Origin of the sequence: Arthrobacter sp. SLBN-100 (assembly GCF_006715305.1) — a bacterium.
In the GTDB taxonomy this organism is placed as follows: Bacteria; Actinomycetota; Actinomycetes; order Actinomycetales; family Micrococcaceae; genus Arthrobacter.
Genome location: NZ_VFMY01000002.1, coordinates 290,972 through 306,399, shown reverse-complemented (window position 1 = coordinate 306,399; position 15,428 = coordinate 290,972). Strand labels below are relative to the sequence as shown.

At 63.0% G+C, this 15,428-nt stretch carries 15 protein-coding genes and 1 pseudogene; 11 read left to right on the top strand and 5 right to left on the bottom strand.

Features of this window, described 5'->3' with window-relative positions; all coding sequences use genetic code 11:
• The first annotated feature begins 10 nt into the window (after nt 1-10).
• The 9 genes from FBY31_RS22620 (at nt 11) to FBY31_RS23630 (ending at nt 10,606) form a co-directional block, all read left to right on the top strand.
• Nucleotides 11-1,132 carry a thiamine pyrophosphate-dependent enzyme gene (locus FBY31_RS22620; RefSeq protein ID WP_200833505.1) on the top strand — a complete coding sequence of 374 codons (1,122 nt, stop codon included), beginning with the start codon at nt 11-13 and terminating at the stop codon, nt 1,130-1,132.
• Nucleotides 1,129-2,109, top strand: coding sequence for an alpha-ketoacid dehydrogenase subunit beta (locus tag FBY31_RS22615; protein ID WP_142046093.1), 981 nt, complete (start codon nt 1,129-1,131; stop codon nt 2,107-2,109). The genes FBY31_RS22620 and FBY31_RS22615 overlap by 4 nt, the downstream gene beginning before the upstream one ends.
• A complete protein-coding gene (locus tag FBY31_RS22610; RefSeq protein WP_142046091.1) occupies nt 2,106-3,458 on the top strand; it encodes a dihydrolipoamide acetyltransferase family protein in 1,353 nt (450 codons plus the stop codon). Before FBY31_RS22615 ends, FBY31_RS22610 begins: the two co-directional genes overlap by 4 nt.
• Nucleotides 3,445-4,827, top strand: a complete 1,383-nt coding sequence (gene lpdA / locus FBY31_RS22605; protein WP_142046089.1) for a dihydrolipoyl dehydrogenase — start codon at nt 3,445-3,447, stop codon at nt 4,825-4,827. The genes FBY31_RS22610 and lpdA overlap by 14 nt, the downstream gene beginning before the upstream one ends.
• 34 nt (nt 4,828-4,861) lie before the next feature.
• Nucleotides 4,862-5,671: a serine hydrolase domain-containing protein gene (locus tag FBY31_RS22600; protein ID WP_142046087.1), complete on the top strand. Its 810-nt coding sequence runs from the start codon at nt 4,862-4,864 to the stop codon at nt 5,669-5,671.
• A 76-nt stretch (nt 5,672-5,747) separates the two neighbouring features.
• Nucleotides 5,748-6,413 carry a fumarylacetoacetate hydrolase family protein gene (locus tag FBY31_RS22595; RefSeq protein ID WP_142046085.1) on the top strand — a complete coding sequence of 222 codons (666 nt, stop codon included), beginning with the start codon at nt 5,748-5,750 and terminating at the stop codon, nt 6,411-6,413.
• A 124-nt stretch (nt 6,414-6,537) separates the two neighbouring features.
• Nucleotides 6,538-6,972, top strand: coding sequence for a hypothetical protein (locus FBY31_RS22590; protein ID WP_142046083.1), 435 nt, complete (start codon nt 6,538-6,540; stop codon nt 6,970-6,972).
• A 791-nt stretch (nt 6,973-7,763) separates the two neighbouring features.
• Nucleotides 7,764-9,416: an FAD-dependent oxidoreductase gene (locus FBY31_RS22585; protein ID WP_142046081.1), complete on the top strand. Its 1,653-nt coding sequence runs from the start codon at nt 7,764-7,766 to the stop codon at nt 9,414-9,416.
• Between the two features lie 1,061 nt (nt 9,417-10,477).
• Entirely contained in the window at nt 10,478-10,606 is a 129-nt protein-coding gene (locus FBY31_RS23630; RefSeq protein WP_268815666.1) for a hypothetical protein, read from the top strand.
• 69 nt (nt 10,607-10,675) lie between these two features.
• On the opposite strand, the gene FBY31_RS22580 is transcribed toward FBY31_RS23630, so the two are convergent.
• Together FBY31_RS22580 and FBY31_RS22575 are read right to left on the bottom strand one after the other, a co-directional pair.
• Nucleotides 10,676-11,191 (bottom strand): MarR family winged helix-turn-helix transcriptional regulator, encoded by a 516-nt coding sequence (locus FBY31_RS22580; RefSeq protein ID WP_142046079.1) that lies wholly within the window; start codon nt 11,189-11,191, stop codon nt 10,676-10,678.
• 475 nt (nt 11,192-11,666) lie between these two features.
• Nucleotides 11,667-12,032, bottom strand: a complete 366-nt coding sequence (locus tag FBY31_RS22575) for a zinc-binding dehydrogenase (protein WP_235013255.1) — start codon at nt 12,030-12,032, stop codon at nt 11,667-11,669.
• A gap of 1 nt (nt 12,033) precedes the next feature.
• Here FBY31_RS22575 and FBY31_RS22930 point away from each other — a divergent pair, with 1 nt between their 5' ends.
• Nucleotides 12,034-12,480: a hypothetical protein gene (locus tag FBY31_RS22930; protein ID WP_160142521.1), complete on the top strand. Its 447-nt coding sequence runs from the start codon at nt 12,034-12,036 to the stop codon at nt 12,478-12,480.
• A 484-nt stretch (nt 12,481-12,964) separates the two neighbouring features.
• Here FBY31_RS22930 and FBY31_RS22570 read toward each other — a convergent pair whose 3' ends face one another.
• The 3 genes and pseudogenes from FBY31_RS22570 to FBY31_RS23515 all read right to left on the bottom strand — a co-directional run.
• The gene (locus FBY31_RS22570; RefSeq protein WP_142046075.1) at nt 12,965-13,165 is read right to left on the bottom strand and encodes a hypothetical protein; all 201 of its coding nucleotides are present in this window, start codon (nt 13,163-13,165) and stop codon (nt 12,965-12,967) included.
• A 139-nt stretch (nt 13,166-13,304) separates the two neighbouring features.
• Nucleotides 13,305-14,345, bottom strand: a complete 1,041-nt coding sequence (locus FBY31_RS22565) for an LLM class flavin-dependent oxidoreductase (protein ID WP_142046072.1) — start codon at nt 14,343-14,345, stop codon at nt 13,305-13,307.
• A 214-nt stretch (nt 14,346-14,559) separates the two neighbouring features.
• A pseudogene (locus FBY31_RS23515) lies at nt 14,560-14,640 on the bottom strand (hypothetical protein); the annotation flags it as partial.
• A gap of 143 nt (nt 14,641-14,783) precedes the next feature.
• Here FBY31_RS23515 and FBY31_RS22555 point away from each other — a divergent pair.
• Nucleotides 14,784-15,290 (top strand): MarR family winged helix-turn-helix transcriptional regulator, encoded by a 507-nt coding sequence (locus FBY31_RS22555; RefSeq protein WP_142046068.1) that lies wholly within the window; start codon nt 14,784-14,786, stop codon nt 15,288-15,290.
• Nucleotides 15,291-15,428: the final 138 nt, after the last annotated feature.

The following is a 15,428-nucleotide window of genomic DNA, read 5'->3' as shown; positions in this document are numbered from 1 at the left end:
TAGAGAAATCGTGGAAACAATTAAAACCGAATCTCCGCCAGACACGCTGGCCGATAAGCAGCGGTTTGGTGGTCACGGCGAGAACATCGTCGCGCCGATCCTGCAGGCCGACGGCACTCTGGCTGCCGGAGCTGAATGCCCCATGGACGACGACCAGGTCCAAGAGGTGCTGTCTCTGATGATCCGCTCCCGCCTCATCGACGAGCGCGGCGTCAGTTACCAACGGCAAGGCCGGATCGGCACGTTCTCCGAGAACCGCGGGCAGGAGGGCGCCTCGGCCGGGTCCGCGATGGCCCTGAACGCCGAAACCGACTGGGTTGTACAAAGTTACCGCGAACTGCCCGTGCTGCTGCGCCAAGGGATGCCGCTCGAGCAGTACTGGACCTTGTTCATCGGGCACCCCGACGGGTGGGGCTTTCCCGAGGGTGTCAACGTGTGGCCGCTGCAGATCGAGCTGGGCGCTCAAATGCCCCACGCGGTCGGGATGGCGTGGGGATTCAAGAGGCAGCAGCGTCCCGGTGTGGTAGTCGGCTACATTGGTGACGGCGCGACGTCGGAGGGCGACTTCTACGAAGCCGGAAACCTGGCCGGCGTCACCAAAGCTCCGGTTGTTTTCTTTGTTCAGAACAACGGCTGGGCGATTTCCACTCCTCGGGAGCGGCAGACCGCCGCCAGCAGCATCGCAGCCAAGGCTGCCGGGTGGGGTATGCCGAGCTACATCGTTGACGGTAACGATGTCTTCGCCGTCTATTCGGTGATGCGCGAGGCCGTTGCCCGGGCCCGCAACGGAGAAGGCGCCACCCTCATCGAGGCACAGACCTATCGTGTCGGTGCACACAATACTTCCGACGCGCCGAGTCGCTACCGCACCGAGGATGGAGCGGACGCCATAGCGCGGACGGATCCTTTGGTGCGCCTGCGCACTTACGCGACCAGCCTCGGGCTGTGGGATGCCGACCGCGATGCCGCACTGACCGAGAGCACCTACATCGAAATTGACGAGGCGTTCAAGGTCGCCCACGAGAGGGCAAAGGTGCGCACGCCCTCCATGCTGTTCGACCACGTCTACGCCGATCCTCCGGCACGGACCATTCGCCAGCGAGAGACGATCGAGAAGGAGTTCGACCAGTGACAACGCTGACGATGGTCGAGGCGGTACGGTCCGCATTGATGACCGAGATGGAACGCGACGACCGTGTCATGGTGCTCGGCGAGGACGTCGGAAAGTTGGGCGGGGTCTACCGTGCGACCGAAGGGCTCATCGAACGGTTCGGACCGGATCGAGTCTTCGATACCCCGATCGCCGAGGCCTCGATCATCGGGGCGTCGGTCGGCCTGGCAGCCTCGGGAGTCATTCCAGTCGCTGAATTGCAGTTTCTCGGATTCGGCCACCTCGCCTTTCACCAAGTTGCCCACCAACTCGCCCGACTCCGGTACCGATCCCGCGGCAAGCTGACGGCTCCGGTGACCATCCGAGCCCCCTTCGGGGGTGGGGTACGTGCATTGGAGATCCACAGCGACGCTTACGAATCCATGTATGCGAACGTCCCCGGACTCAAAGTCGTCGCGCCCGCCACCGCACACGACGCCAAAGGCATGCTGCTTGCATCCATCCGCGACGAGGACCCGGTGTTGTTCCTAGAACCCCTCCGCGGATATCGCCTGATCAAGGACGAAGTCCCCGACGGGGACTACACGGTCGAACTCGGTAAGGCACGAATTGCCCGCGAGGGCAACGACATCACCTTAATTGCGTGGTCGGGCATGGTCCCACAAGCTGAACGTGCCGCTGACACGCTCGCCTCAGAAGGAATTAGCGCCGAGGTCATCGACCTTCGTTCGATCACACCACTCGATGTGGATACTCTTGCCACTTCCGTGGCCAAGACCGGACGGGCAGTGATCATCCAGGAAGGTCCACTCAGCTCAGGTTTTGCCGCCGAGGTCGCCACGACCATTGCTGAGGAAGTGTTCTATTCGCTTGAAGCGCCGGTCCAACGGGTAGCGGGCCCGGACACCCCGTATCCATTCGCCGCGGCTCTCGAGGACTTCTATCTTCCGGGACAGTCGCGCATACTTGGTGCCGCACGAAAGGCGTTGTCCGCATGAGTATCTTCGAGTTCAAACTTCCCGAACTAGGTGATGGCATCGCCGAGGCAGAGATCATGACCTGGCTCGTAGGCGAAGGCGAGCAGGTCTCCGAGCACCAAGGCCTCGTCGAGGTCCAGACAGACAAAGCGATCATCGAACTCACGGCCCCTGTCACAGGAATTCTCAAAAAGCACGGCACCCCCGTCGGTCAGATCATCACACTCGACGAAGTCCTCGCGACCTTCGTATTGGATAGTGCCGACACCTCCTCGGTGCAGATCGCACCACCTCCAGAGCCTGCATCTGCCGATGCGGCTGCCCCACCCACCATTGGTGAGACGCAGACCCCGCAAGCAAGGGAGGCAGCAACAACAGAGGCTGGCATGGGACGGCGCCCCCTTGCCGCACCGGTCGTTCGAAAACTCGCACGGGAACTGGACGTCGACTTGACCCAGGTCAGTGGTAGCGGGCCGGGTGGAAGGATTCTGCGAGGGGACGTGGAGTCCTTCACAGGAGGCGTCGAACCTGCGCAAGGTGAGACCATCTTGGCTAACGGCAGCAGTGGGCCGGTGAGCACCACGCCGCATGCTATCGACGTACGCGGCGAGGCAGAAGGCTCGGTGCCCGCCGCCTCCGAGCCCACCCCGGGTGGTGGTACTCGGCGCATTCCGCTGCGCGGTTTGCGTCGGGCGATCGCTAGGAGGATGACCGAGACTCTGCATACAGTCCCGCATGTCACCGGACTCATCGAAATCGATGTAACTGATCTGCAGGACGTTCTCCGCGAGCTCCGGCCTGCAGCGGAAGCCGAAGGGGTCCGACTTACCTGGACCGCCTTCTTTGCACTGGCGACGATTCAGGCTCTGAGACAGTTCCCTGACCTGAATGCATCTCTCGATTCTGAACACGAAGAGATCGTGTTGCATGACCGGGTGCATCTCGGCGTCGCCACCGCGACCGAACACGGCCTTTTGGTGCCTGTTGTGCGCAATGCCGACCAGATGTCTCTGCTGGAGCTGGCTTCCGAGATCGGACGGGTCAGTGCGGCCGCGAGGGACCGCAGCGCAACTCCGTCTGAGCTTGCCGGAAGCACTTTCACAATCACTAACTACGGCGCGGTTGGGGGTTGGCATGGGACGCCCATGGTCAATGTGCCCGAGATCGGCATCGTCGGTTTCGGCAGCGTCGCACCCCGCCCCGCCGTCGTCGACGGAGCACTCGCCGTGCGGACCATGGTTGCCCTTTCGCACACGGTGGACCACCGGTTGATCGATGGGGCGGTCAACGCTCAGTTTGGCGCCGCGATCCGCCGCCGCCTCGAACAGCCACAACTTCTAATGCTAGGAGCCATTCATGGTCATGGGTGAATCTGCCGAACCTGTCGACCTCCTGGTTATCGGCGGCGGTCCCGGGGGGTACACGGCAGCGCTCCGCGCCGCCGAACTCGGCCGCGAGGTTGTACTCGTCGAAAAGGAATTTATTGGAGGGGTCTGCCTCAACGTCGGATGTATTCCGTCGAAGACCCTGATTGAGACCGCAGACGCGCACAGGACAGTCCAGCGCCTCTTACCTCATGCGACGGATGAGCTTCCTGACCTCGCTGTATGGCAAGATCACAAGGCCGAGGTTGTGCAGGGGCTGGCAAACGGGGTCGCAGGTCTCCTAAAGAAAGCCGGCGTTCGAGTGCTCTCCGGGGCTGCGAGGTTCACCAGTCGCAGCAGGGTAGCGGTCCAGCAGACTAACGACGTGACGACCTTCCTCGAGTTCAAGCAGGCGATCATCGCCACCGGGTCAAGGCCCGTCGCGATACCTGTAGCCCCGCTCAACGGGACCCGGGTCGTCGACTCTACCGGTGCTCTGTCGCTCGAGACCATGCCCAAACGCCTCGTGGTGGTGGGGGCAGGTTACATCGGCATCGAACTGGCCACGGCCTACGCCAAACTAGGCTCCGAGGTCACCATCGTCGAACTCCAGGACCGCGTCCTCCCGGAAATGCCGCTGCAGTTCGCCCGCCCGGTGGCGACGCGGCTCACTGAACTCGGAGTCACCGTCCACACTTCGGCACTGCTGACCGGCGTCGACGCCGAGGGCGCGGTCTGCGAACGCGCCGGCACGCGGCTGGCCCTGCCCGCCGACGTGGTTCTTATCGCGGTAGGCCGGAGGCCAAACACCGACGACCTCGGACTCGAGGCTGCCTGGATCAAAACAGACAGCGGCGGTCGTATTGCCGTTGGGCCTGACCGAGTGATCCCGGGAACAGGGATCGCCGCGATAGGCGACGTGACCGAGGGCCCGATGCTTGCGCACAAAGCGACAGCGGAGGCCGTCGTTGCGGCGGAGGCGCTCTGCGGCAGGAAGGTCGCTTTCGACCCCGCGGCGATCCCCCTGGTCGTCTTCTCCGACCCCGAGGTCGCCAGCGCCGGGTATACCGAGGATGGTGCCCGCGAGGCCGGACTCAACGTCCGGGCCGTGACCATTCCGCTAAGCGCCCTCGGGCGGGCAGCGACGATGGGTGCCCGGAACGGGTTCACCCAGCTGGTCGTCGACACCGAGGCCGACGCTGTCGTCGGGGTCCACATGGCAGGTCCGCACGTCTCCGAGCTCATCGCCGAGGGTGTTCTCGCTATCGAGATGGCGGCGTCCCCGTCCGACCTGGCCGCCACCGTCCACGCGCATCCGACCTTGGCCGAGGGCATGTTCGAGGCGGCCAGCCGCTACGTGCACGCTACGCGATGAGCAGCGGAAACGTCGTCACGGCAGGGCCCCTGACGTGACGAATCCCCTTGGCCAGGTCCTCGACTGGCCCGCTTCCGATGTCGCTGTCGCCGTCGTGGGAGCCGACGGGCTGCGCGGCCATATCGGACCCAACCGCCCATTCCCCTGGTCCTCGGTCACCAAACTGATCACCAGTCTGGCGGTGGTCGACGCTGCCCACAGCGGGTTCATCGATCTCGATGAACCCGCAGGACCGACCGGATCCACGGTCCGGCACCTTCTAGCGCACGCCTCCGGACTGGCCCCCGATTCCGACGATGTGATCAGCGCACCGGGCAGCCGCCGCAATTACTCCAACCGAGGCATCGAGGTAGCCGCCGACCTCGTCGCGTCCCGTATGAACACCCCGTTCCAGCAGGTCCTCTCCGACCGAATCACCGAACCGCTCGCGATGCACGACACACGGTTGCACGGGTCGCCCGCCCACGCCGCCAGTGGCACGATCCATGACCTGGCACTGCTCGGCCGTCACCTGCTGACGCAGGGGAGCCTGGCTCCTCATCTGGTGGCTCAAGTCACCGATGTCGCGTTCCCGGGAATCAGCGGAGTGCTTCCGGGCTTCGGATTGCAGGAGCACAACGAATGGGGGCTGGGTTTCGAAATTCGGGGAAGCAAGACGCCGCATTGGACTGGTAAACAGAACTCGCCGCGCACCTTCGGTCATTTCGGCCAGTCAGGCTCGTTCTTATGGGTCGATCCTGATGCTGGACTGGCCTGCGCATGTCTGACCGACCGGCCCTTCGGGTCGTGGGCGATCTCCGCGTGGCCCGCGTTGACTGATGATGTGCTAACAGCGTTCGGGTGAACTGCCCACATACCTATCCGCAGGAACAGCGCCGCACGCCGTTGATATAGGGTCCTAACCGAGAGAGAACAATTAGATGCAACTGATCGGATCTGTTGACAACGGGCACCGACACATCGGGGCCGTCGAAGTCGAGGTCGTCCGCGATCTAGGCTATGCAACCGACTTTTACGCCGATTGGCATGCCACCATGCGCAGGTGCGGTGACACCTTCCGACTCGACAAGATCGAAGCGGTGCCGGCCGTTTCGGACTCCGCCCGAGTCTTCTTCGTAGGAATCAATTACCACAGCCACGCCGGCGAAGGGAAGGAGCACAGCCGACTCGACGTTCCGAACCCGCTGATTTTCGGGCGCTGGCAGCAATCACTGATCACGGAAGCTGTTACGGTGCCGGCGCCGCCGAATGACCGCGGTTTCGATGGGGAAGTCGAACTCGCCGCCGTCGTCGGAGAACGCGTCTGGGCTGGGACCGAAAAAACCGCAATCGATGGCGTGCTCGGCTACGCAGCTAACGACCTCAGCGCCCGCCGAAAACAACTAGGAACATCACAGGTCACCTGGGGCAAGAACTCGGACAAGAACAGCCCCAATTTTGCAATCACCACCGCCGACACTCGGCGACATCCCGGCCAACCTACAGGTAACGACGCTTGGCAACGGCACACCCATGCAGAAGGGGCAACACCAGCGGCCTCAGCCACAGTGTCGAGAAGATCGTCAACCACATCACCGACATGTTGACACTCGAATCCAGCAACGTTATCGCGACCGCCGGCTTCCGTTTTTGGGCCGGGCGCCCATGGAGCGTCGCAGAGTGATTCCGCAAAAATGTCCAGTTCATACGCCAGCGCCCACAATGGTCTGGATGAACGTGGGGAAAAACGTCGATCTCTGGCATGGGGCAATCCGGGCAGGGTCTACGGCATCGGCGTTTGAACGTATCAACCACCGCGACACTTTTGCCGCTCGCGAATGGCTCCGGGCAGTGACACAAGAGGCGCGGTTGGAGTACGTCGACGTGCCGGCACCCCCAGCATTGCGGGCGCTCGTTGCCGTCGTGGATTACAACCCGGAGGAAATCTGGTCCCTTACGGTCATGCTGGGGCAGTTGATGGAGTTGGAGCCTTCGGTGGAAGTCGAAGTGGTGGTTGTCGCGGAAGGGCGGCGCTGGGCTTTGCCAGTGCTGGTGGCGGACTTCCCTCGCCTGACGATGGTTCCTCCCGGGCCGACGGGGCAGGAGGCGCTCAGTGGAATTCTCCAGAGGATGGTTCGAGAGCATGCAGCGCCGAACTTGCCATGAGTTACTCCAGGTTGCTCACTTTTCTTGACCCAGCGAGTAATCGACGCGGTCTAACCGTGCGGTGATGCGTAAGGAGTGCGAGAAAGCCAGAACCGTCTGAATATCGTCAGTTGCGGCCGCAGGAAGATGTGTCGTCTCCAGATGGAACCGGCTTTGTTGATGGCCGCGTCGCGTTCTCTGTACACAAGACGATGGAGCCTATACCGGTCTGAGATTTCTCCCCTGGTACCAGGGACAGCCTCGCATTGCCGGCACGAGGCAGTTCCGCGGCACGGACGATCCATTCCAGTCGGGCGCACTGATGCATGCTCTTTCGTTTAGCCCGTTGACAGCCTATCCTTAGGGCGATCAAACGCCCCCAAGCTCCAAGGCTCCTGGGCCACCGCCTATCGGGGTCACCGAGCGGCGGGAATGGCCGGAGGTAGTGGGAGATTCACGGCATCGGCCTCGATTTCATCAGACCGTGCATCAGGAAAAACGTCAAGCCTGTTGACTTCTTCCCATTCATAGGACAGTATCGCTACTGGCGGCGTGACGTCCGTCACGACGAGCGCAGCAGACAGAATCGTGACTTGCCGCGATACCAGCAAGGCGGGACCCCTGTCGCAGTGCGGGGCTGCTCCATCTCCGCCTATGACGGCGAAGGGCTGATGACCGGCTGGCGGGTGTACGTCGACACGAGCCGTTCGAACCCATCGAGCTGAACCACCACCGGTCCGCACATTGGACCACACCCAGTAAGTACCAACAGACAAACGACATGACACCCGTCATCAAAGAGGAGACAGGTTATGCAGTCAGTACCCGAAAAGTGGGACGAAATCTACGACGTAGTCGTCGCGGGCACCGGAGCCGGTGGCCTTGCGGCAGCGGTGATCGCAGCGTCGCGCGGCGCGAAGGTCCTGATCGTCGAGAAGGCCCCCCAGGTCGGCGGCACCACAAAGAAGTCGTTCGGCTTCATGTGGGTGCCGAACAACCACTTCATGCAGGAGCTAGGCATCGCTGATCCCCGCGACGCTGCCCTGCGCTACATGGCTCGGCTCAGCAGGCCGTCTCTCTACGATCCGACGCATGAAACATTGGGCCTGCCGCAATGGGAGTTTGACGGACTCGCGGCCCATTACGACAATGCTGCGGACGCGGTCAGCACCCTGGTCTCGCTCGGAGCGATCGACGTATCGCACGCGGCGGAGTTCCCCGACTTCTACGGACATCTCGAGGAAGACGAATCCCCGGTCGGGCGGACGCTGTTCCCCACCAACGGTAATCTCAGTCCGATCGGCGGCCTGGTTCTGGTCCAGGAACTCCACGAGGCCACACAGCGAGCGAACATCGAGATCCGCTTCGACACCAAGCTCGCAGATCTCGTGACCGATGATGAGGGCTCGGTGGTAGGCGCCGTTCTCGGCGGACATCATGACGGACTCCGAGTGCAGGCCAGGCGTGGTGTCATCGGAGCGACCGGCAGCTTCGCGCAGAACGCCGAGCTTCGCCAACGTTACCTCGACCGCCCCTACATCGGGACGTGCGCTGCTCCGACCAACACCGGTGATTTCCTGGACCTCACCCGCAGCGTCGGCGCGGACTTCGCCAGTATGAACCTAGCGATGCAGACCCCCATTCTGGTCGAGCGCATTGAACGCGAAGGCGACGACTTCCGCGGAAGCTTCGTTCTTCCGGGAGATGCCCTGATTGTGGTCAACCGGTACGGCAACAGGGTGTGCAGCGAGACCGCCTCGTATCACGACCTCGGCCGGGCGTTCTTCGAGGGGAGCGAAAGCAAGTCCACATACCCCAACCTCCCGCTGATCGCCATCTGGGACGAGGATGTCCACAACCGATACGGCGCCGATGCGCTGGGCAACCCGGTCCCGGCTGCCGGAGCAGACCCATACTGGGTGATCACTGCCGACACGCTGGAGGACCTCGAGACCGAGATCGCGAAGCGACTCGTGGCGCTGCCGCGGGCACTGGGCGGTAGCGAGCTTGACAGCGACTTCGGCGCCTCACTGCAGACCACCCTGACTCGTTACGCCGGATTCGCCGCGTCCGGGATCGACGAGGACTTCGGTCGTGGCTCGACGCCAGCCCAGCTCGCCCTCGGTGGCTTCTTCGCGCAGGGCTCCGGCGTGAATCCGACGATGCGCGCCTTGTCGGCCGAGGGCCCTTATCACGCCGCGATTCTCGGCCCGGGCCTGTTCGAAACAGTCGGTGGCGCGATCACCGATCCGCATGGCCGTGTGGTGCGTGCTGACGGAACCGTGGTCAAAGGACTGTACGGCGTCGGCACCTGCGTGGCCGGCCCGTGGGGCGAGGCGGCCTGGTCGGGGGGGCACAACGTCGCCTATGCGCTGGTCTCGGCCTACCGCGCTGCCCTCCACGCGTCCGGCGGCAAGGACGACGAGTCGGCGATGGTCGAAGCGCCAGCTGTTGCCGGCCGCTAACCCTGGTCGACGGAGCTGACGCGCTACTCGCGCCGGCTTCCCGAGCCGCTTTACGGCGAAGAATAGCTCGATCATTGAACCCCACCGAGTGGAGCCAAAACGAGAACAAATCCTGAAGGGCCGCGTCGCCCTGTCACCGGGGGATCCGCGGCGTCGGCCTTGCCGTCTCGTTGCGGTTGGCTGCTGACGGCGCCGCGGTCGCGGTCATTACTGCCGCGATCGCGACGCCGCCGATCAAGTCGTCAAGGAGATTCGGCGAGCGGCGGCACCACGTCCGCGTACCAGGCCTCGATCGACGATCTGGGGCCGTCGCCACTATGGTCAACACCGTGCGTAGGCGACACCGTGATCATCTCGAGCAACACGGTGGACACCACACCCCTAGGCGCGGCCGTTACACCATGGCGAAGGCGGGAGGTCTGTAGTAGGGCCAGGCCTCCCGGGCGTTGCGGCGGCGCAGCACGTCATATGCCTTGCCCGGGGGAGTGAATAGCATCTTGTGACCACCACGTCTGCCTGTTCCGGTGTGACGTGACAACAGAAACCCTGGAGAGCAGGCGTTGACCCCTTCGGTACGATAGAGGCAGTCCGCTTCCTTTGGGGGGGGCGAAAGAACCATCCCCGGGTGGGTGTTATATAAGGTTTAGATCTGTCCTGCCGAGAACTGGGTCTGAACCGCATACTCCTTGAAGGCCCGCCTAGTGCGGGCCTTCAGTCTTTAACGGGCCTCGGCGATAGGCATTCCCAAACCTCTCGACCAGTGATTGTGTCAAGGTCATGGTTTGCAGGTAGTTATGGACAGCGCGTCCAATGAGGCCACCCCGGTCTTCGCCGGTCGCGTTCGCTACAGCCTTCAACTCCTCGGCGGCCGCCACTTGAAGCGTGGTAGGAACGTCGCACGATCCCTTCATGTGGCATCTGCCTGGGTCCTCTTTTCCTAGGTCGAATCATTCCCTAGCTGGCTAAAGGGTGGCCCAAGGCTAACCGGAACAGGGTTCCCTTAGACGGTGGACTCACGGCGTGCCTTATGCATCTCAATCTCCTGCCGTGTATCTAACGCGGTGAAGGACGGGCACAACAGGGAGATCTGCCTGCGGACCATCGCCTATCTGGTCTCCACCGACGCACGGTACATCACCGGCCAGACACTGAACGTTGACGGCGGGGGAACCGCGACCACGGTTTTCTGACGCGGATCGGGTAGATGTATCTGAACGACACCATCGACTTCCTCCGGCCCGGGGCCGGCTGGAACGCGGCTACCAGATGGGGCGGATCCGGGGGTGTCGGTCGCCGCGCCGGTAGTCGCCGTGACGTTCCACGAACGACAGCATTGCCTCCCGCACACGTTGCATCTCGGACTGGCCGCCGATCAGGTCGGCCCACTCGCGCTCGACGTCACCCCACGCCCGCACGGCCACCGCCAGCGCCTCCCGCCCCTCCGGTGTCAGCTCCACCAGCTTGCCCCGGCCGTCTTGGGGGTCTCGCACGCGCCGGGTCAGGTTCAGGCGATCGAGCACGTCGAGAACCTGGCTGATCGCTTGCTTCGAGGCATCGCACCGCTCCGCGAGCTCGGTCACACTGGCACTGTCGGGGCTCAGCGCCCGCAGCACATAGAGGTGCGCGGGACGGGTGACCGATCCCCCGATATCCTCGATTCGCTGGGCGACGTGATGGGTAAGTGCACGGTGCAGAACTCCCGCGAGGGTGCCTAGGGGAGGGCGGTCCAGTTCGGAGGTAACGTCATCGGGAGCAGCTGTCTCAGCGGAGTCCATTCCAGCACTCTATTCGATGCGGAGCGCGGAGCGCGGGGCAGTTGCAGGCACACGGCCCGGTCAGCGTGGTCGACGACTGTCCGGAGCTGTCACGCGACCCGTCACGACGGAGTCACGCCGCGGGCTGGTGACCTTCCGGTTGCCCGCACTTTTGTGACCGTTGTCTTGGAGCGGGAGGACGGGGGCCGAAACGGAACGACGCAGTCGTTTCAATGAGCACGGCGCAAAGCATCCCCTTGATTACTGGTCATGGCGACCATGCCGGCTGGGCGCAGGCCGCCCGCGTACCTCCGCCGGGGAACTGTCCCAGTCAGCCCAGCTGCGCCGCTACCCGAAACGCCCTGCCGTGGTGCTGCCGTCCGCGCGGGGGCCGCCATTAACCTGCTGGCCGCTAAGTCCGGGAGCGTCCGCGCCGCCTACGCCCCCGGTGTGCTGGGTGCTAAGTGAAGCTGGTACACCTCCTTGTCCACCGGCATCACGGGTGGACGTCGATGACGACCTTGATGGCCTCGTCTTTGTGCTCCACCGCGGTCTCGAACGCCTTTGCCGCGTCCTCCTGCGCGAAGTGGTGCGTGACGACCGGCGTCGGGTCGTACCGCCCCTCCGCGATGTACTCGATGACCTGCTTGTTGTCCTCTGCATTAAACGCCATCGAGCCAAGGATGCTCAGCTCGGAGAGCACGAACGCCGATTGCGGGATCTCTACCGTATTGGTGTTGGCGGACACTGCGATGACCACCATGCGCGAGCCCGGCTTGCCGCTGCGGATGTAGTCCTGGAGCGCGTTCGGAGCGCCGGCCGCGTCGAAGAATATATCGACGTCCGGCTTCAGGTTGCCCATCATGTCCTCGACGGAGCCGAAGCGGTCGAGCACAAACTGGATCGCGTCCGTCCTTGCCAGGGACCGGGATGCCGCCCATCTCCGCGACCACGTCCAGGCGGTTCTGGACGATGTCGATAACCACGATCTCCTCAATGCCTTTTGCCCGGAGGTTCGCCAGCACGCCAAGACCGATGGCACCGGCACCGTAGATCAGGGCACGCTCCCCCGGCTTAGGCTGGGCGGTGTTCACGCCGTGGTTCGCTACCGAGAAAGGCTCGATCATTCAAGATGCCGGCCACTTCGTAGCATGGGAGTCAGCTGCCATCCTGAATCAAGCACTGCGAACTTTCTGTCGGAGACCTTCTCGATCCCTGAAACAACCGGATTCGTTGTGGACAGGCGTCGAGAAGTCCGGCAGGACGGGCTTCTCGACGCGCAGTTTCAGGACGGCGATATGATCACGTAAACGTTGACAGCGACTGAACACCCAGTGATATACGTCAGCAGCTTGGGCAAGCCCACCGTAGGGATAGACGCCTCGGCCCCGCACCACCGTTCCGTCCGCCAAGGGCAGATCACCATAGCTGCACCCCTATCCATCTGGACGGGACACTCACCGCCCAGGAGGTGCTCATCGCGAACGACGTAGGTTAGCGGCTGTGCACCATGCGCGTCACCAACCTGTTGATGGACAAGAGAAAATAGCCCTTCTCCACCCTTGACTGGTCACATTGCGTCCCCGGATCGCTGGTGAGGCCTACCCTGGCGCAATAGTCGTTCAAGCCAGCGCAAGCCGCGGGCCTGACCGGACCGTGAGCAGACCGTCGGCGGCCACGGAGGTCAAATTGCGAACAGGGGCTTGACAGCCGAAGGGCACATAATTCTCGATGCCCGATACTTATACCTCGCGCCCTGCCAATTCAGGCAGGCAATACCAGCCTTTCGTCAGGTTAGGCCGGAAAGAGCAGGGAAGCCGCCCAGTCGTTTTTCCAACTCAGGCCGAGCACCGGGAAGGTGTATTTGATGGCGTCACTGCCGTGGTGGAGTTCCTTAGGCCTGCAGTGTCGAAGGTTTTGACGGACCACTCTGTCGCTTGGTCGTTCGAAGATGGCCCACAGGTACGGGTGAATCGCCGTGACGGGAATCATCATGGATGAAGCTTGTGGGGTACAGCGAGGGAGTTGTGCGAGAACTGCTGCTCGGGTCGGTTCTCCACCCAGCCCTCATCCACAAGGTGGTCAGCAAGTTGCAGCCGTTACCCGGCGCTTAGTGCGCTGGGCACTAAGTGGTTTAACGCGGGGCGGGTGTAGCGGTGGCGGTCTCCCGTTTGAGGACGGGGAGCACCTCGGTTATGAACAGTTCGAGGGATTCGTTGATCATGGCCGGGGGCAGGTTTCCCACGTCGATCTGGCCGAGGAACCGGTCGATGCCGAGCAGTTCGACGCGTTTGAGGATCTCTTCGGTGACTTGTTGCGGGCTGCCTACGGGTAGTCCTCGCTGGATCCACTGCTCGTAAGCCTGGCGGGGGAACGTACCGCAAACGGTTATGCCCATCTGGCGGAGGTACTCGGCGTAGTAGGGGTAGAAGGCGTCTCGGGCGCCCTGGGAAGTCTTGCCAATGAACATGTGGCCGCTGGCGCCCAGGCGCAGCCCCGCGGCGTCGTGCCCGGCTTGTTCAGCGGCGCGTAGGTACAGCTCCACACGAGGGATGAATTCTTCGGTGCCGGTGAAGAAGCCCATCACCATCGGTAAGCCCAAGGCACCGGCGCGCATGGCCGAGGACGGAGTGCCGCCGATTCCCACCCACACCGGCAGGGGGTTCTGTAGGGCGCGCGGGGCGATGTGTGCGTGGTCGAGTCTGGGGCGGTGCCGCCCGTGCCAGGTGAGGGTTTCCTGCTCGCGGATTTGCAGGAGCATTCTGAGCTTTTCGTCGAAGAGTTCGTCGTAGTCGGCCAGATCGTAGCCGAAGAGGGGAAATGATTCGGTGAAGGCACCCCGTCCGGCAATGATTTCGGCCCGGCCGTGGGAGAGGTGGTCAAGGGTAGCGTATTGCTGGTACACGCGCACCGGGTCCTGGCTGGACAGGACGGTGACGCCGCTGGTCAGCCGGATCCGTTTAGTCACCGCGGCCATGGCAGCCAGGACAACTTCGGGGGCCGAAAGCGCGAAGTCGGGGCGGTGATGCTCGCCTAGGGCGATCACGTCCAGCCCGCCTTGGTCAGCGTTGCGGGCCAGCTCCACCAACTGGTCCAGGCGCTTGGTCACGTCTGTGGTTGCGTTACCGTCCGGGTGCTGGTTGATTTCCCCGAAGGTATAGATGCCGAGTTCCATGGGATTTCCTTAATCGTTCTTCGTCGTGGTGTGTAGTCGTAGCGGGTTGGGGTTCATTTGGCGGCAAGGAAGCGTTCGACGCGGGGTTTGGCCTCGGTCGCCAGCAGGGTAAGGGATTCGATGAAGAGTTCATGGGGCAAACCGCCGATGTCCATTTGCAGGAAGTGCGGTGCGGGCTTGGCGGTAGCGATCTCACCTCATAGCCGGCTTTGAGGGCCTGGCGGGCGACGGCAGTACCGACGCGGCCGGCGCCAAGAATTCCCACAGTTTTGATGCTCTGTGCCTGCGTGCTCATGCTGCGATTCCTTCGCGGGTGGGTTCGGCGGCCAAGCTGCTTTGGTTCCCATGGTTACTCAAAATCGCGGACTATGTTGCTTTACAGACTATATGCATAACAGAACATCTTTGCAAGCGCCTACATTCCGGTAGGATGAGGGCATGACTGAGAGCACGCAAGCCATTCGGAAGAGCCCCGTCGCCGCAGCGCCCGGTGACCTGGGCTGGCATTTGGGCATGGTGCTGCGCGGCTACCAGTCCCGCTTCGAAGAGGCAGTAGAGGGCATGCCGGCAGGAATCCGCGGTTACCAGATACTCTCCACTGTCATTCACCGTGACCCACCCAACCAGCAATCCCTCGGCTCCCATCTAGCCATCGATCGTACGGTCCTGACCTACCTGCTGGACTCCCTCGTGGACGCCGGAATGGTCGACCGCGTCCCGGCCCCTTCGGACCGCAGAGCACGCAAAATCGTGGCCACCGAGATGGGCCTTGAAATCCTGGCTCAATATGAGGAGCGGGTGGCAACGGCCGAATCCGGGCTGCTGTCCGGACTCAAGGACTCTGAAGCAGAGACCTTGGTCGCATTGATCGCCCGCCTGGCCATGAACGTCCACCGATCACAGCCCGGGTCCAGCCCCTGCGAAGCCATGGACCACCTGCCCTAGAGAGCCTGTTACATCCCCGGACTTCCCGGCACACGGCAATGGCCGACACATCCGCGGCCCAGTGCCGTGATCATGGCCAGTACTGTAAAGAAGGTCCAGAAGCATGAACCAGAACATGCCCACTTAACTATCTCCACG